We start from the raw sequence: 17,574 nt of genomic DNA on the forward strand, positions 1-17,574 counted from the left end.
ATATGATAATTAGTTGAATATCATTTTTGAACTAACAATTCAACATTTAAATGAAGTAAAAATTACAATTTCATTAACAAATAATATATAAATAAAAAATTTAAAAAAATATAAACAAACTAATTTTTTCGTGATAATATGGAAATTATATTTTTAGGAACTTCATCAGCTGTACATTCATATGACCGAAGCCATCCTGCAATTGTATTAAAGGCTTTTGGAGAAGTGATGCTATTTGATTGTGGTGAAGCTACTCAAAAACAGTTGATTTTTGCTAAAGTTAGTCCTATGAAAATTTCTAAAATATTCATTACACATTATCATGGAGATCATATTTTAGGGCTTCCAGGACTCTTGCAATCTATGAATTTCAGAGGGCGTGAAACACCTTTAACAATTTATGGGCCTAAAGGACTTTTAAAGCTTAAAGATGCTATTTACAATTTAGGTTTCTGTAAAATTGACTTCCCTATTGAATTTATTGAAATAGATGATGGAACCCTAATTGAAACTGAGGAATATATTATCAAAGCTAGAAAAGTTAGACACAATGTAATCAATATGGCATATTCAATAGAAGAGATTAAAAAACCTCGTTTCTTAAGAGAAAAAGCTATTGAACTTGGCGTTCCTGTTGGACCATTATTTGGAAAATTACATAAAGGATTTGAAGTGGAAGTTAATGGAAAAATAATTAAACCAGAACAAGTCCTTGGAGAGGAAAGAAAGGGCATAAAAGTAACTTATTCTGGAGATACTACCCCTTGTGAAGAATTAATTGATTTTGCAAGAGATAGTGATATTTTAATCCATGAATCAACTTATAAAAATGAAGATAAAGATAAAGCTGAGCAGAACTTTCATTCAACAGCACAGGATGCTGCTAAAGTAGCTAAAGAATCAAATTCCAAAAAGTTAATATTAACCCATATTAGTACACGTTATACTGACTGTGAAGAACTGCTTAATGAAGCTAAAGATGTCTTTGAAAGTACAGAACTAGCTCATGATTTAAAAGTTATAACAATTTAGTGATTTAAATGAATATTATAGAGACTTTAACTCCATTTATACAAATTATATTAACTCTAATAGTGCTTGCTTTAGTTTATGTTAGTATAAAAATCGCAAAATATGTTATAAATCACATGAAACGTTTTGAATATAATTTAACATTCACTTATCTTCTTTCAGATTTAATAAAATATACAATTTACATTATTGGAATTATCATCATATTTGATATTTTCAGTATTGATTTAAAGGGAATATTTGTAAGTCTTGGAATTGCAGGAATAGCTGCAGGTTTTGCTGCAAAAGACATTATTTCAAGCGTGCTTGCAGGGTTTTTCATACTCCTTGATCAAAGTCTGAAAGTGGGAGATGTAATGGAAGTTAATGGTACTAAAGGAATCATACAGAAAATTGGTTTTAGAAACACAACAGTTATGAGAGATGATGGCACAACCGTGTTTATACCAAATTCAGCATTATCCAAAACATCATACATAAGATTTAAAGATAAAGAAGATGTTAAGATAAGATTGCAAGCTTGCATTCCATTTGAAATTGATTTAACACTTTTTGAAAAAGAGATTATAGAAAATATAAATAAAAATCCATGGGTTTTAAAAACACCCCCTTCAAAAATAAATTCTAAAGAAATTATTGAAGAAGGAACAGTACTTAAAATATTTGTATGGATAGAAGATTATAATAAAAAGGAAGAATATAAGTTAATAATTACAAACCAAATTCATGAATATATTGGTAAAAAACTAGGTGAGTAAAAATGAATTCATTAATAGAGGATATAAACAAGTTGAAAGAAGAGAAAAATGCAATTATTTTAGCTCATAATTATCAACCAAAAGAAGTTCAAAATATTGCAGATTTCTTAGGAGATTCATTGGAATTATGTATAAAAGCTTCTGAAATTGAAGATAAAGATTTAGTAATCTTCTGTGGTGTAGATTTCATGGCTGAAACAGCATTTATCTTAAACCCTGATAAAAAAATCATTATACCAGATATAGAAGCTGATTGTCAAATGGCAAATATGTTACATGAAGAAGAGCTATTAAAAGCAAAAGAAGAACATCCTGATGCAAGTGTTGTGTTATATGTAAACAGCATAGCTGAAGCAAAACAACATGCAGATACCCTTTGTACATCTGCAAATGCTGTAAAAGTTGTAAATAGTTTAGATAGCGATAAAGTAATCTTTGGACCAGACAGCAATCTAGGACAGCATGTTGCAAAAAGAACTGATAAAGAAATCATCACCGTTCCTGCTGATGGACACTGTTATGTTCACAATAAATTTACTAAAGAAGACGTAATAGCTAAAAAGGCAGAATATCCAAATGCTGAAGTTATCTGCCATCCAGAATGTGTTGATGAAGTTCAAGAAGCATGTGATAAAATTCTTTCAACTGGAGGAATGCTCACCTATATCTCCCAAAGCGATAAAGAAGAATTTATCATAGGTACTGAAATTGATATGATTACACGTTTAAATGAAGAAATTCCAAATAAAAAGTTATATCCTTTACGTGAAGATGCAATTTGTGAAACAATGAAGTTCCACACTTTAGAAAAAATTAAAGAGGCTTTAGAAAAAGAAGAACCTCAAATTAAACTTGATAACAGCGTAGCTGAAAAATCATTAAAAGCTGTTAAACACATGTTAAATGCATCTAAATAGATAAATCTTCTAAAAAACTAGATAAGAATAAATTCATCTCATATTCTTCTCTAGTTTTATAATCTTCTTTTTTAAATTTAGATTCCTCTGTGTGAAATGGATATAATTCTTTAGTAAAATCCATTCTTATTTTCAAATAATTATTTTCATGACTGTATTCTAATTTTTCATCTAAATTATTTTCTAAAAACTTAAATTGCTTCTCTGTTAATCCAGTAATTTTATAATCAACAAAATAATTATTAGAAATTTCACCGCAGTCAACTATCTCTACATTCAAAAACATTACCTCTTTACAATGAATCCATAAATTCTTTAATTTCTTTTTCTATTTTATATATTTCATTTGAGCCTACATGTCCCAACTCTGAATCAAATCTAATTAAAGTTGAATTTTCAATCATTTTAGACATTGGTATGCCATCAAGCTCCGGCGGAAAATATTGATCTTGATTAATAGCTATTATAAGTGTTTTGGCTTTAATATCTCCTAATTTATCCTCAATATCATAATGTAAAACTGCATCATTTTCAAATTTAACATCATAAATGTCATCAAATAAGGATTCATCTCCAAATTCATCAAAAGACACATCTAAACTATGATTATCTTGTTTTCTATAAAATTCTTTGGAAAATCCATAATTAAAGTAAATTAAAGAAGCCATTTTTAGAGTTACATTAAGAGAAGCATCAAATTTTTCACAACCATATTTTGGATTAGCTACTATAATTTCATCCATAAGTTTTGATAAGATATAATTATGACCTGCTGTTTTATAGCTGCTTACCATTGAAACAACAAAATCCAAAGTGTCAGGATATAATGCAGCCCAACTAAGAGCAACATAACCTCCTTTTGAGTTTCCAATTACTCCTTTAACCTTTTCAATAGAAAATTTTTCTTTTAAAAACTCCCTATGGAAATTTACCATATCTTCAACTTCATAATGTGGGAATTCCTGGAATAATTTTGTTGTTGAAGGAGAACATGACCCTGGTTTGCCTAAACATGTCAAAGATATGAAAAAATATTTATCTTTATCAAAAGGACCATCTTGACCAACCAAATCCTTTAATTTATATAATGATGCAAAATTACCGCTAGAACCATGACAATATATAATTGCATTAGAAATATTGCCCTCATCATCATATTGAGGAGTTCCAACAGAGATATACTCTACATCCACATCCTTAAGTTCTTGCCCATCTGAAAATTTAAAATTGTTTAATTTGAAATATTGTGCTTGCTCTAAAAAGAAATTTTCACACATTTCATTCCCTCAGTAGATTTAATTATTAACCTATACTATTTCAACTATTTTATTCAAGTTTATTAAATTATTTTCTATCAATATCAAAAAAATTTATAAAAGTAAATTTTGAAATTATAGTAGTAATGAAATATAAAACTCTAGAAAACCCAGAATATGATGAAGCTTATGAATTAATAACTGAAGCATTGCGTAAAAAAGCAACAATAGTGATGTATACAAACTGTAAAGTGCTATATGAGGGACGTGCATTAAGTGAATTAGACTGGGGAGAAAGAATAATCCTAATAAAGCCAGATGGTTCCTTTTTAATACATCAAGACAAAAAAGTAGAACCTGTTAATTGGCAACCTCCAAAATCAAAAACACGTGCTTTTATTAAAAATCAGCAGCTATTTTTAGAAAGTCATAGAAGAACACCAAAAGAGTTGTTAACTGTAGAATTAGACAATATTCAGTTTATAAATTATGCATTGATTGAAGATTATGAAGAACTTGAACAGGCAGGTTATGAAAAAGATATGGGAGACATGATAATGGAAAATCCCCATATTATTGAAGAAGGTTTTAAACCAACCTACAGAGAGTACAGTGTTGAACATGGTTTTATTGATATTTTAGGAAAAGATCACGAGAACAATTTAATGATTCTAGAATTAAAAAGCCGTAAAGCTGGAGTAAGTGCAGTTAAACAACTTAAAAGATATATCTCTGACTTTGACGAAAGTGATAATGAAGAATTACATCAATGTAAATCCGAAAAAAAGAAAATAAGAGGACTTCTTGTAGCACCAACTATTGATGAAGATGCTAAAGAACTAATTGAAGAAGAAGGAATTGAATTTGTATCTGTAAATCCTCCAAAAGAGTTAAAAAGAGATAAAAAAATTACATTAGATGCATTTAATTAAATGAATCTTCAATTTTTTGCATTTCTTCAACATAATGTTTTAAAGCAAAACCATTAGCTGGAGTGGACTTAATTACATGACAATCTTTTTGGAGTTTATAAATTAAATAATCCCAATTTTCAAGTTCTATTGATTCGTCGTCATCCAATAACTCCAAATTATCTAATTCTTCAAGAATTAAGTTAAATTCTTTTTTCTCTAACTCGCAAGCTTCTTTTAAATCCATTTCTTGAACTTTAGGATTTAATTGAATTGCAATAGCAACAAAACCATTAACTTTTAAGTCATCAATTTCAAATGTGGAATTCCTAATTTCATCCATTGAGTGTTTTACATGCTCTACAGTATTTTTAGTTACAGGAATTTCATCAGATAAACCAATCTGATTTATTTCATAGCTATTTTTCCATTGCCCTAATTTATAAACAGCATAATTAATATCATTCATTTTTATAATTTTTGTTTCTGTTTCAGCCATAATATCTCCTTTTAAAGTAAATATTAAATTCAATTTTATAAAAAGTTTTCCAAAACCCAAATAACATTAATTTAAATAATATAATTAATAAAAAAATAGACTAATAGGAGGTTTAGTTGTGAAAAAATGTCCTGAATGTGGAAATCCTAGTTATGATGGTGCTCCTGTTTGTGGAAACTGTGGATATAAATTCCCACCTCAAAGACCTAAAAATTTAAAAACTACAAGCATATTTGATGAAACCCAAAAAAGAAGACCTAAAACTCTTAAACGTAGAACTGAACCAAGTACAATTGAGATTATTAGGGAAAATAAATTAATTATTGGGATTATTGTACTTATAACAATTATTGCAATTTGTGGAATTGTCATAACAGGAACATCTAACCAAAGTACAAGCACAACAAGTGCAAGTGGTGCTGAATTAGCTACCTACGACGAATATGGATTTAGTTTCCAATATCCGACAACATGGAATCAGACAGATGGTTTAGATGAATACCATGAAACTGCAATATTCTTTAATGCTGAAAATAATACAGTAGTGGAATATTATAATATTACTAGTGATTCTACATCTTTAAGAGATATAAATCAAGAGAGAATAAGTGTTGCAATGAACGATGGAGACTATGTTGATACTGTTAGAACCATTACTTTAGATGGTAGAAATGCATCTGATATCATCCTTGAAAACGCTGATGGAGACTATACTAGATATGTTTCATTATTTACTGATGGCGAATTATTCGTGTACAAAATTACTGGTGATTCCATTAATTCAGTAAACTCAACAACAATTAACGATGTAATTGCAACTTCCCATATTGGATAGAATTTTTGTATGAATTCAATTCATACCTCTTTTTTTATTTTAAGTGATTTTATGAATACTATTAAAATTGCTCTTTGTCAGATGAAGGTAATTGATAATAAAGAAGAAAATCTTAAAAAAGCAATATCTATGATTAAAACTGCATCTAAAATGGATGCTAACCTTATTATTTTACCAGAAATGTTTAACTGTCCCTATGAAAATGAAAAATTTATTGAATACAGTGAAGAGGCTGAAAATAGTTATACATTAAATTTAATATCAAAAATAGCTAGTGAAGAGAAAAAATATATCCTTGCCGGATCCATTCCTGAAAAAGAAACAACTTCAACTAGTGAGAAAATTTACAACACTTCTTTTATGTTTAATCCAAAGGGAAAAATAATAGCTAAACATAGAAAAATGCATTTATTTGACATTGATGTTAAAGGAAAAATCTATTTTAAAGAATCTGACACATTAAATGCAGGAAACCAAATTACAATTGCTGAAACTAGCTTTGGAAAAATTGGAATTGGAATCTGTTATGATATCCGTTTTCCAGAATTAGCCAGATTAATGGCACTTGAAGGAGCAGATATTTTATGTTATCCTGGTGCATTTAATCTTACAACTGGCCCTGCACATTGGGAAATGTTATTTAAAGCTAGAGCCTGCGATAACCAAGTATTTACAATTGGTGTTGCACCGGCACTTGATAAAAATGCAAATTATAACTCATATGGGCATTCCCTAATCGTTAATCCATGGGGAGAAATCATAAGCTCAGCTAGTTTTGAAGAAGAATTAATAATAGCTGAAATTGACTTAAATGAAATAAAAAAAGTTAGGGAAGAACTTCCCCTTTTAAAAAATAGGCGAAAAGACATTTATAATCTTGAAAAAAAGTAGTTTAAATTAATTAAACTAACTTTTCTCTTCTTTTTTGGAAAAATTTCTCTTTTCCAGGTTTTTTCTCAGATAAAACTTCAATAGCCCTATCAATTACGCGCAACTCATTTTCTAAATCATTGCTTTTTCTATAAAGAATACATAATCTTTTATATGGAGTGTCTTTATCCTGACCTTCATCCAAATATTTCTCATACTCCTTAATAGCTTTTTGAGGATTAGTTTTTTCAAATCCTTTAATTGTGCTTAAAGGCATTACTTTAGATATTACTTTTCCCTCTTTTTTAGCATCAGCAACTTTTTTAGCTTTTTTTAATGCCTTATTACATGAAGATTTGAACCTTTTCTCATCATTAGTACTTCTTGCTTTTTTAATTAAATCAATAGCTTCAGGAGTAGCTAAATCACTTAATGCATGAATAGCTGCAAGACAGACACCATAATCTTCGTCTTCAAGACATTTGGAAATTACCTCTAACTCATTTTCAGCTTGAAGTTCACCTAATGCCCTTACAGACATTTTACGAACTCCAAAGTCTTCATCATCAATTGCATCTACAAAATATGGAATTGCATTAGAATTTCCCATTTCTTTTAAAGCATAAGCAAGAAAACGTTTATCTTTTCCTTCTGCATTCTTAAATCTATCAGTTAATTTATCAAAAGCAGCATCACCAAAATTACCCAATATTCCTGCTGCTTTAAATCTAACTTGAGTATTATCATCAGTTGTTGCTTCAATTAATGGATCAATAGCTATTTCATCATTAACATTCATTAAATATTCAAGACTATCCATTTTAATATTTACATCATCATCATTAAGTCCATTAATAGCATCATCTATTGTTGTTTGGGCCATAAAATCACTCTCTCTAATTAATTTAAAAATAGATATAGTATATAATTATTAGTGAAAACAACATATATAATTTTTACATAACTGCGAGATATTAAAAATGATTAGCGAACAGACAAAGACTTACTCTAAAAAGGCAATTTATAAAAAACTTCATCCTTGGGTTAGACAGTGGTTTGATGAAAATTTTGATGATTTTACACCTGCTCAAAAGCAAGCCATTGTTGAAATTCACAATAAAAAGAATATATTAATATCTTCACCAACAGGGTCTGGAAAAACATTAACTGCTTTTTTATCCATCATAAGTGAACTTGTAACTCTTTCACAAAAAGAAGAATTAACAGACAATGTTTACTGCATTTATATTTCTCCTTTAAAAGCTCTAGACAATGATATTGAAAAAAATCTAGAAGAACCCCTTAAAGGCATTGAAAAAATTGCAGGCCATGAATTAGGAATTAGAAAAGCAGTTAGAACTGGTGATACAAGCCAATATCAAAGACAGAAAATGCTTAAAAAACCACCACACATCCTAATTACAACTCCAGAAACATTATCAATTTTACTTGTGGCACCTAAGTTTAGAGAAAAATTAAGCCATGTAAAATATGTTATTATTGATGAAATCCATTCATTAGCTGATAACAAAAGAGGGGTTCATTTAAGTTTATCTCTAGAAAGATTACATCATTTAATTGGTGGTTTTACACGTATAGGATTATCTGCAACTGTAAGCCCTCTTGAAGAAGTTGCTAAATTTCTAGTTGGATATGAATATGGTATTGAACGGGACTGTTTAGTAGCTAGTGTAAATTATCTAAAAGAACTGGATATGGAAGTAATATCACCAGTAAGCGATATTGTATTAGCAGATGATGAAGATACAAGATTAGCTACTTATGATATCCTAGATGATTTGATACAAGAAAATAAAACAACTTTAATCTTTACAAATACCCGAAGTGGTACTGAAAGATTTGTATATAATCTTAAGACCATGTATCCTTCCCATTATAATAGCAATAACATAATGGCTCATCATTCATCCTTATCTAAAGAAGTTAGATTGGAAACCGAGAATAAATTAAAAAATGGAGAACTTAAATGTGTAATTTCCTCCACATCCCTAGAACTGGGGATAGATATAGGATATATTGATTTGGTAGTGCTCATTAACTCACCGAAATCTGTTTCAAGAGCACTACAAAGAATTGGAAGAAGCGGACATAGACTACATGAAAAATCCAAAGGAAAAATAATTGTAACAGATAGAGATGACCTTGTTGAATGTTCTGTTCTCCTGAAAGATGCCAAAGAAGGAAAAATAGATAAAATCAATATTCCTAAAAACTGCCTTGATGTTTTAGCACAGCACATTTATGGAATGGCAATCGAAAACCCATGGGATATTGATTATGCTTATGATGTAATAAGAAAAAGTTACTGCTATAAAGATCTTACAAGAGATGATTATGAAGATGTTTTAAGTTATATGGCTGGAGAATATTCTGAACTTGAAGAAAGATATGTCTATGCTAAAATATGGATTGATTATAAAGAGAACACCTTTGGAAAAAGAGGAAAACTAGCTAGAGCTCTTTATTCAACTAATATCGGAACAATACCTGACAGTTCAGGAGTTCTTGTTAAATGTGATGGTGAAACAGTTGGAAAAATTGAAGAAGATTTTATGGAAAGATTGAAAAAAGGAGACACATTCGTTTTAGGAGGAAACACCTACAGATTCAACTATGGAAAAGGAATGACAATAAATGTTTCACCAGCTAGTGGACCACCTACCATCCCTTCCTGGTTTTCACAGCAATTACCTCTTTCATTTGATTTAGCTATGGATATTCAGAGATTTAGAGCACATATGGATTCTAAATTCCAGTACAGAAGAAGCAAAGAAGAAATAATGGAATTCATCCATGAATACTTGTATGTTGATGATTTTGCAGCTAATTCAATCTATGAATACTTTGTTGAACAGTACAAATATGCAAAAATCCCAAGTAACCGTAAAATGCTTATTGAATATTATACTGGATTTGGAGGTAAAAAATTCGTAATATTCCATAGTTTATTTGGAAGAAAAGTTAATGATGCCTTATCACGAGCGACTGCTTACTTGGTAGCAAAAAGATATAATGCCAATGTTACCATATCAATTTCAGACAATGGATTTTATTTAAGTTCTGATGGTAAAATTGGAGGTCTTGAATCCTTTAGAGAATTAACACCTGAAAACTTTAGAAATATTTTAACACAGTCATTAAGTAAAACTGAAACATTAGCTAGTAGATTCAGACATTGTGCTGGTCGTTCTTTAATGACACTTAGACGATACAAAGGAAAATCAAAATCTGTTGGACGTCAACAAGTAAGAGGAAAAATATTGCTTAAATTTGTTGAAGAAATGGATGATAACTTCCCAATACTTTCAGAAGCACGAAGAGAAACATTGGAAGATTATATGGATGTTGAAAATGCAGAAAAAGTTATTCAATGGATAGCTAATGAAGAAATGGAGATAAAAGTAATAAATACAGTAATTCCAACTCCTTTTGCATTTAATCTTGTTTCACAAGGATATTTAGATGTATTAAATCAGAATGATAAAGCAGAATTTACAAAACGTATGCATAAAGCAGTGTTAGATAAAATAAAATCCAAATTAGAAGATGAATACTACTAAGTGATAACATGAAAACATTAATAGTCTATTATTCTAGAACTGGAAATACAGATAAAATAGCTAAGATAATTCAGGAAAAACTAAACTGCGATATAGAAAGAATAACTGATAATGACAAATATAAAGGAATCTTAGGGTTTATTAAAGGAGGTTTCAATGCAGTTAGCGGTCGTGGAACCACTATTAATCAATGCAGTAAAAATCCTGAGGAATATGACTTAATTATTATTGGAACTCCTGTTTGGGCAGGAACCTTAGCCGTACCTGTAAACACTTACATAATACAGAACAGAGAAAAGTTTAAAAGAAAAATAGCTTGTTTTACTACATGTGGCTCAAGCGGTTATGAAGAAACAGTGAAAGAAATATCTAAAAGATGTGAAAAAAGTTTATCTGCAACATTATCTATAACAGAAGCTGATTTAAATAATCCTAGTGAAAAAATAAATACTTTCATAAACAAAATTAAAAATTAGTCTTTTAATAAATAAAAAGGTGAATAAAATGACTAAATGGAGTGCCGTAATAGTCGGATTTATATTAGCAGTAATTGTAAAAACTTTTTTTGCAAATTATGAGTTTTTAGGACTGTTGATGGTTGGATTTATAGTTGGTGCATTAGCTAGAGAAGGAATCTTTGGAGGAATATGGAATGCAGCTGTTGCAGGAGCATTTGGAACCATAGTTTGTGCTATAATATTTGTAATTATGGCTACTTTTGGTGGAGCATTAATCGGATTGTTTGGAGGCCTTATAGGATTTACAGTATCTGGTATTTCCACTATATTCATAGTCATTGGTAATTTAATTTATTATGCGATTGTAATGGGAATCGCTGGAGGCGTTGGAGGAGCAATAACTTCCAGAAATTAAATTGGAGATTATAAAATGAAAGAAATGTTAAATGAAATCGATTGGAAATCATTAATATTTGGAGCTGCATTTTGTGCAGTTATAGCTATGTTCGGTTCTAGTCCTGGACTTGAAATATTAGCTCCATTTGCATCTGTTGGATTATTGTATATTGGATATAAAGGAAAAAATTTAACTTATGGTACAATTTTAGGAGCTATAGGTGCAATACCATTATTTTTAGTAGCAATGTATGGTGGGCTTGGATCATTTACAATAACTTCAACAACAGTTGTATTAATATTAATAAGCTGTTTAATAATTGGAGCACTCCTTGGATTTGTTGGAGCACTTTTCCATAAAAACTATATAAAAACAAAAAAAGCAAAAGAACAACGTGGAAAAAATAAGAAAAATAAAAAATAAGAAAAAATAATGATTTTATGTTATTATTTTTTCTAATTCATCTCTTTCTAGTGCTTTTTTAATTTCAACAGAAATTCTTCTTCCCATACTCATTGGTTTACCATGTGTAAGGTAACTGTAAGGAGAACTATCCATAAATGTATTAGTACCACCATCAGTTCTTGCACTTATTTCAAAACAAATTACTTCTAAATTATCATTAACCAATGTTTGCATACAGAATGGACCATTCATACCAGGAGCAACTAATTTTTTAGCACTTTCCACTAATTTGTCACCCATTTCGAAAACTTGAGGTAATAAAGATTCTCTAATAACTGCTGGGTGATTTCCAGTAACTACATATGAAGGGCTTAAATCAATATCTAATTGATCTTTTGCAGGCATTCTTACATATCCATCAATACTAGATTCATATCTTGTATCCATACCCATTACTTCAACTTTATCATCTAAAGCAGAATAGAAATAATGTATACAATAGTTACATCCTGAAACATACTCTTCAATGTGTGCATTAGCTACATCTTTATCTTCAAGCCAACCACGTTCTTTCATTGCATCTATTTTCTTATCAAACTCTTCTGGTGAAGATGCAACAAAGTATCCTCTTCCACCTCTAGCACCAGGGAATTTAACCATTACTGGCCTGTCAATATCAGCTGGACTATCATATTTGAAAGGAATTCTTACTTCACCATCAACTAAAAGTTGTCTTTCTTTATCTCTTTCTGCTTCCCACCTTAAAATATCCCTATTCCCAAACATAGGCACATTAAACTTATCTTCAACATTATCAAGGCCTGCATAAGCAACAAAAGAACCATGAGGCACTACAATAGCATTCATATCTCTTAATTGTTGTTGAACATCCTCATTAACAATGTCTTTAAACTGATCAACAATAATATATTCATCTGCTACATCAAAACGTTGATAAGGAACTTCTCTTCCTTTTTCACAAACAACAGCAGTTCTAAATCCTTCATCTTTTGCTCCTCTTAAAATATGTAATGAAGTGTGACTACCTAGAGTAGCAATTGTAATATTTTCCTTATCATAGTTCTTTAAAATCTCCAAAATATCCTCTTTTTTTACTTCACCCATCATTATCTCTCCATGAAAAGTATAATATTAAATATTATCTTAACAACTTATAATAGTTTTTATTTAATTATTTAAAAAAATTAATTAAATGATATAATATGCAATGAAAAGATTTAAAAAAGCTGAATAAAATCCTTAAAAACTAGTGAATAAACATATATAATATTGCTTTAAAAAATAATAACATAAATTTTTATTAGGATACAAAGATTATGTTAATTGGACTAATATCAGATACACACATTCCAGACAGAATGAGAGAGCTTCCAGAAAAAGTATTTGAAGCTTTTAAAGATGTTGAAATGATTTTACATGCTGGAGATGTAACTTCACAAGAAGTTATTGAAAAATTAGAAGAAATAGCACCAGTAACAGCCATACAAGGAAATACTGATAGAATAGTTGGATTGAACTTGCCTAAAACAGCTGTTGTTGAAGCTGAGGAACTTAAAATAGGAGTAATACATGGTGAAGTTTATCCAAGAGCAGATACCCAACAATTACATTATCTTGCAAAACAATTAGATGTGGATATTCTTGTAAGTGGACATTCACATCAGCCAAAAGTAGAGAAAGTGGAAGATGTGCTTTTGATAAATCCTGGAAGTCCAACTGTTCCAAGATTAGCAGATAGAACTGTCATGATACTTGAGATTAATAAAAAAGAAGTGGATGTGGAATTAGTTAAAGTTGGAAGTCCAATCTGTAGTTCTCTAGATTTAACAAGATTTAAACATTAGGTGTAAACATGTCAGATAGTTGGCAACATGAAAGAAAAAATGACCCTTATTATAAAAAAGCCAAACAAGAAGATTATCGTTCAAGAGCATCATATAAACTTAAACAGTTAAATAAAAAGTTTAAATTAATTAAAAGTGGAAATACTGTCGTGGATTTAGGAGCTGCACCTGGCGGGTGGTCTCAAGTAGCTTTAGAAATAGTTGGAGAAGAAGGCCTAGTCGTTGGTGTTGATTTAAATAGAATTAGGCGTTTTCCAGAAGAAAACTTCTATGGGATAAGAGGAGATTTTACAACAAAAGAAGTGCAGGATAAAATCATTGAATTATGTGGTGGAAAAACACAGGTTTTAATTTCTGATGCATCACCATCCCTAACAGGTATTAAAAACCTTGATCAGTTAAGATCTATTGATTTAATAAATGTAGTTATTGAAATAGCTAACATCATTTTAGAAGAAAAAGGAAATTTAGCTATGAAAGTATTCCAAGGTCCTGAATATAAACAGATGCTAAACCAACTTAAAAAACAGTTTAGACAAGTAAAAACTACAAAACCCCCATCATCACGTAAAAAAAGTTCAGAAATGTATGTTGTTGGATTAGGTTTTAGACCAAAATAATAAAAAAAATAAAAAAATAATATTTAAAGATTGTTATATGCTTCAGTAGCTTTATTTAATTGTTGAGTAGCGAAATCTAACCTACTATCAACTTCATTTGATGGTTTATTCGAATCTAATGCACTTTGAACATTCTCAATAGCCGAATTTGCACGAGTAAGTTCAAGTCTTGCATTATTATATTCCTCCACAGCTGCAGTATCAGAGCTACCTGCATATGAAGATTTAATACTATCAAACTGTGATTCTAACGAAGAATATGAAGATTTTAGATTAGCTAATTCATCATATTGATTACCAGAAGCTATTTCATTGGTAAATCCTGATGAAACCATACTAAATCCAACATAAGCTACAACAATAACTGTTAAAGCAACCATTATAATTCCTACAACAGAAATAAGCATAGAAGTGGATTTAAATAATGATAATCTTGATTTTCTCATAATAATCCCAAAAAAATGCAACTATTATAAAAATATAATAATACTATATATACTAATAATTTTATTTAAACTTTACTTGAAGTTCATCCCTTATGTTAAGTTTTTTAAGTATTAGAAATAATAACTAATGATTGATGAGTACAAGTACAACTAAAATCGGAACATCAGTTGCAAAATTCGAAGAATTTTTCTCAACAATATACAAAGACCAATTATTTGAAACACTTGAGAAATATCCTGATGAAAGATCACTAGAAATTGATTACAATAATCTAGAAATGTTTGATCCAGATTTAGCGGATTTATTAATTGAAAAACCACAGGAGATATTAGATGCTGCAACTAATGCAATAAAAAATATTGACCCTTTAGTAAAAGATGTGGATATAAATCTTAGAATTGCAAATTTAACTAATATTATTCCTTTAAAAACCCTTTTAAGTAAATATATTGGAAATTTTGTTGCTGCTGATGGTATTGTAAGAAAAACAGATGAAATAAGACCAAGAATTGAAACTGCAGTATTTGAATGTAGAGGATGTATGAGACTTCATGAAGTTGAACAGAGCTCTGACAGCAGAATTGTTGAACCTTCATTATGTAGTGAATGTGGTGGAAGATCATTTAGATTACTTCAAGAAGAATCAAAATATATTGATACTCAAACTGCAAGAATGCAAGAACCATTAGAAAACTTATCTGGAGGTACTGAACCAAAACAGATGTTAATGATTCTTGAAGATGATTTAGTAGATAAATTAAATCCAGGAGATAAAGTAAGAATTACAGGTACTTTAAAAACATTTAGAGAAGAACGTAGTGGGAAATTTAAGAATTATATCTATGTAAATCACATTGAGCCTTTAGAACAGGAATTTGAAGAACTTCATTTGACACCAGAGGATGAAGAAGAAATTATTGAATTATCTAAAGATCCGAATATTTATGACAAAATTATCAAATCAACTGCACCTTCAATTAAAGGATACCGTGATGTAAAAGAAGCTATTGCACTTCAATTATTTGGTGGTTCCGCAAAACAGCTTGCAGATGAAACTAGATTAAGAGGAGACATACATATCCTAATTGTAGGGGATCCCGGTATTGGTAAATCCCAAATGCTTAAATATGTTTCAAAATTAGCTCCAAGAAGTATTTATACAAGTGGTAAAGGTACAACTGGAGCAGGGCTAACAGCAGCTGCAGTAAGAGACGAATTAGGTGGATGGTCTTTAGAAGCAGGTGCATTAGTTCTTGGGGACCAGGGAAATGTTTGTGTTGACGAACTGGACAAAATGAGATCTGAAGACAGATCAGCACTTCACGAAGCTTTAGAACAGCAAACAGTAAGTATTGCAAAAGCAGGAATTATGGCTACTTTAAATTCAAGATGTTCTGTTCTTGCAGCAGCAAACCCTAAATTTGGTAGGTTTGACCGTTTTAAATTACTAGCTGAGCAAATTGATTTACCATCTCCAATTTTATCTCGTTTTGATTTAATATTTGTTGTTGAAGATAAACCAAGTATTAAAAACGATTCAGAATTAGCTGACCATATTCTTGAAATACACCAGTCAAATGAAATTAATTATGAAATAGAACCAGAACTTCTCAGAAAATACATTGCTTATGCTAGAAAGAACGTTAATCCTAGATTAACTGATGAAGCAAACACTGTTTTAAAAGAGTTCTATGTATCTACAAGAAACAGTGGTCAGGATGAAGAAGGACCAGTGCCAATTACTGCAAGACAATTAGAAGCTATTATTCGTTTAGCAGAAGCTAGTGCAAAGATTAGGCTTAAAGAAACTGTAGATAAAGAAGATGCTGAAAAGGCAGTTCGCCTACAATTAGCATGTCTTAAAGAAGTAGGTATTGACCCTGAAACTGGTGAAATAGATATTGATAAAGTTGAAGGAAGAACACCAAAATCTGATAGAGACAAATTACAGAGAGTCCTTGAGGAAATTGAATTACTTGAAGAAGAATATGGTGGACAAGCCCCAACCAATGTTTTAGCATCTAATATGGCTGATAAATATGATATCAGCGAAGAAAAAGTTGAAAACATAATTAGAAACTTAAAACATAAAGGAATTATCTACGAACCAACAAGTGGATATCTTAAAAGAGCATAATCCACTTCTTTTTTATTTTTTTCATAGCTGACTAGCTATTAATTTTTAATTTTTTAGAATTTAATTTAAAGATAATATTATAAATGATTAAAAATAAATTAATAATATTATAATTATATTTAATTATTTATTTTTACGGAGAGATAATATGGATGAATATGAAAAATTATTAAATAGAGCAATTGACCAATTACCTCCTGAAGTATTTGAAAACAAAAGATTCAAAATTCCTAAAGCTTACTCCGATATTCAAGGGAACAGAACTTTTATTAAAAACTTTAAGGATGTTGCTGAAGGTTTAAATAGAGACCCTCAACATTTATTAAAATTTTTATTAAGAGAATTAGGTACTGCAGGAAACTTAGAAGGTGGAAGAGCAATCTTACAAGGTAAATTTACCCATTACCTAATTAATGAAAGATTAGAAGATTATGTAGAAAGATATGTTATCTGTCATGAATGTAATAGACCAGATACTAGAATTATAAGAGAAGGTAGAATATTCTTATTAAAATGTGCAGCATGTGGTGCTACAGCTCCATTAAAACCATTATAAGACTATTTTACTTAATTTTACTTTTTTTAA

Annotated in this window: 19 protein-coding genes and 1 pseudogene; 14 read left to right on the plus strand and 6 right to left on the minus strand. The window is 29.8% G+C overall.

The features are described from left to right. The first annotated feature begins 138 nt into the window (after nt 1–138). From rnz to nadA, 3 genes are read left to right on the plus strand one after another with little or no spacing between them, the layout of a single operon-like run. Nucleotides 139–1,032 carry a ribonuclease Z gene (gene rnz / locus MBBWO_RS02260; RefSeq protein ID WP_116669262.1) on the plus strand — a complete coding sequence of 298 codons (894 nt, stop codon included), beginning with the start codon at nt 139–141 and terminating at the stop codon, nt 1,030–1,032. Nucleotides 1,033–1,040: 8 nt separating this feature from the next. Beyond that, a complete protein-coding gene (locus MBBWO_RS02265; RefSeq protein ID WP_116669263.1) occupies nt 1,041–1,790 on the plus strand; it encodes a mechanosensitive ion channel domain-containing protein in 750 nt (249 codons plus the stop codon). Between the two features lie 2 nt (nt 1,791–1,792). Then, nucleotides 1,793–2,707 (plus strand): quinolinate synthase NadA, encoded by a 915-nt coding sequence (gene nadA / locus MBBWO_RS02270; RefSeq protein WP_116669264.1) that lies wholly within the window; start codon nt 1,793–1,795, stop codon nt 2,705–2,707. Here nadA and MBBWO_RS02275 read toward each other — a convergent pair. Both MBBWO_RS02275 and MBBWO_RS02280 read right to left on the minus strand, forming a co-directional pair. After that, a complete protein-coding gene (locus MBBWO_RS02275; protein WP_116669265.1) occupies nt 2,700–2,987 on the minus strand; it encodes a DUF5750 family protein in 288 nt (95 codons plus the stop codon). The genes nadA and MBBWO_RS02275 overlap by 8 nt on opposite strands. A gap of 13 nt (nt 2,988–3,000) precedes the next feature. Continuing rightward, nucleotides 3,001–3,984 (minus strand): alpha/beta fold hydrolase, encoded by a 984-nt coding sequence (locus MBBWO_RS02280; protein WP_116669266.1) that lies wholly within the window; start codon nt 3,982–3,984, stop codon nt 3,001–3,003. Nucleotides 3,985–4,109: 125 nt separating this feature from the next. Here MBBWO_RS02280 and nucS point away from each other — a divergent pair, with 125 nt between their 5' ends. Beyond that, a complete protein-coding gene (gene nucS / locus MBBWO_RS02285) occupies nt 4,110–4,895 on the plus strand; it encodes an endonuclease NucS (RefSeq protein ID WP_116669267.1) in 786 nt (261 codons plus the stop codon). Here nucS and MBBWO_RS02290 read toward each other — a convergent pair. After that, nucleotides 4,888–5,373, minus strand: a complete 486-nt coding sequence (locus MBBWO_RS02290) for a hypothetical protein (RefSeq protein WP_116669268.1) — start codon at nt 5,371–5,373, stop codon at nt 4,888–4,890. The genes nucS and MBBWO_RS02290 overlap by 8 nt on opposite strands. Before the next feature lie 118 nt (nt 5,374–5,491). Here MBBWO_RS02290 and MBBWO_RS02295 point away from each other — a divergent pair, with 118 nt between their 5' ends. Next, nucleotides 5,492–6,208 carry a zinc ribbon domain-containing protein gene (locus MBBWO_RS02295; RefSeq protein ID WP_116669269.1) on the plus strand — a complete coding sequence of 239 codons (717 nt, stop codon included), beginning with the start codon at nt 5,492–5,494 and terminating at the stop codon, nt 6,206–6,208. A gap of 51 nt (nt 6,209–6,259) precedes the next feature. Next, nucleotides 6,260–7,099, plus strand: a complete 840-nt coding sequence (locus MBBWO_RS02300; RefSeq protein WP_116669270.1) for a carbon-nitrogen hydrolase family protein — start codon at nt 6,260–6,262, stop codon at nt 7,097–7,099. Between the two features lie 10 nt (nt 7,100–7,109). On the opposite strand, the gene MBBWO_RS02305 is transcribed toward MBBWO_RS02300, so the two are convergent. Further along, nucleotides 7,110–7,961, minus strand: coding sequence for a HEAT repeat domain-containing protein (locus MBBWO_RS02305; protein ID WP_116669271.1), 852 nt, complete (start codon nt 7,959–7,961; stop codon nt 7,110–7,112). Between the two features lie 97 nt (nt 7,962–8,058). Between MBBWO_RS02305 and MBBWO_RS02310 the strand changes: the two genes are divergently transcribed. The 4 genes from MBBWO_RS02310 to MBBWO_RS02325 are packed head-to-tail and all read left to right on the plus strand — an operon-like array spanning nt 8,059 to nt 11,937. Then, nucleotides 8,059–10,659: an ATP-dependent helicase gene (locus MBBWO_RS02310; RefSeq protein ID WP_116669272.1), complete on the plus strand. Its 2,601-nt coding sequence runs from the start codon at nt 8,059–8,061 to the stop codon at nt 10,657–10,659. 8 nt (nt 10,660–10,667) lie between these two features. Then, a complete protein-coding gene (locus MBBWO_RS02315; protein WP_116669273.1) occupies nt 10,668–11,135 on the plus strand; it encodes a flavodoxin family protein in 468 nt (155 codons plus the stop codon). A gap of 28 nt (nt 11,136–11,163) precedes the next feature. Beyond that, nucleotides 11,164–11,532, plus strand: coding sequence for a DUF5518 domain-containing protein (locus MBBWO_RS02320; RefSeq protein ID WP_116669274.1), 369 nt, complete (start codon nt 11,164–11,166; stop codon nt 11,530–11,532). Between the two features lie 15 nt (nt 11,533–11,547). Continuing rightward, nucleotides 11,548–11,937: a hypothetical protein gene (locus MBBWO_RS02325; protein WP_243408454.1), complete on the plus strand. Its 390-nt coding sequence runs from the start codon at nt 11,548–11,550 to the stop codon at nt 11,935–11,937. A 15-nt stretch (nt 11,938–11,952) separates the two neighbouring features. Here MBBWO_RS02325 and MBBWO_RS02330 read toward each other — a convergent pair whose 3' ends face one another. Further along, on the minus strand, nt 11,953–13,044 hold the full coding sequence (locus MBBWO_RS02330; RefSeq protein WP_116669298.1) for a formate--phosphoribosylaminoimidazolecarboxamide ligase: 1,092 nt from the start codon (nt 13,042–13,044) through the stop codon (nt 11,953–11,955). A gap of 212 nt (nt 13,045–13,256) precedes the next feature. Between MBBWO_RS02330 and MBBWO_RS02335 the strand changes: the two genes are divergently transcribed. Then, nucleotides 13,257–13,784 carry a metallophosphoesterase gene (locus tag MBBWO_RS02335; protein WP_116669275.1) on the plus strand — a complete coding sequence of 176 codons (528 nt, stop codon included), beginning with the start codon at nt 13,257–13,259 and terminating at the stop codon, nt 13,782–13,784. Between the two features lie 8 nt (nt 13,785–13,792). Then, a pseudogene (locus MBBWO_RS02340) lies at nt 13,793–14,453 on the plus strand (RlmE family RNA methyltransferase). Here the strand turns inward: MBBWO_RS02340 and MBBWO_RS02345 are convergent. Beyond that, complete coding sequence (locus MBBWO_RS02345; protein ID WP_116669277.1) at nt 14,428–14,850, minus strand: hypothetical protein; 423 nt, start codon at nt 14,848–14,850, stop codon at nt 14,428–14,430. The pseudogene MBBWO_RS02340 and the gene MBBWO_RS02345 overlap by 26 nt on opposite strands. Nucleotides 14,851–14,984: 134 nt before the next feature. On the opposite strand from MBBWO_RS02345, the gene mcm reads away from it, so the two are divergent. Both mcm and MBBWO_RS02355 read left to right on the plus strand, forming a co-directional pair. Next, on the plus strand, nt 14,985–16,988 hold the full coding sequence (gene mcm, locus MBBWO_RS02350) for a minichromosome maintenance protein MCM (RefSeq protein ID WP_116669278.1): 2,004 nt from the start codon (nt 14,985–14,987) through the stop codon (nt 16,986–16,988). 148 nt (nt 16,989–17,136) lie between these two features. After that, the gene (locus MBBWO_RS02355) at nt 17,137–17,544 is read left to right on the plus strand and encodes a translation initiation factor IF-2 subunit beta (protein ID WP_116669279.1); all 408 of its coding nucleotides are present in this window, start codon (nt 17,137–17,139) and stop codon (nt 17,542–17,544) included. Nucleotides 17,545–17,574 lie beyond the last annotated feature (30 nt).

This window comes from Methanobrevibacter woesei (assembly GCF_003111605.1).
Classification (GTDB): domain Archaea; phylum Methanobacteriota; class Methanobacteria; order Methanobacteriales; family Methanobacteriaceae; genus Methanocatella; species Methanocatella woesei.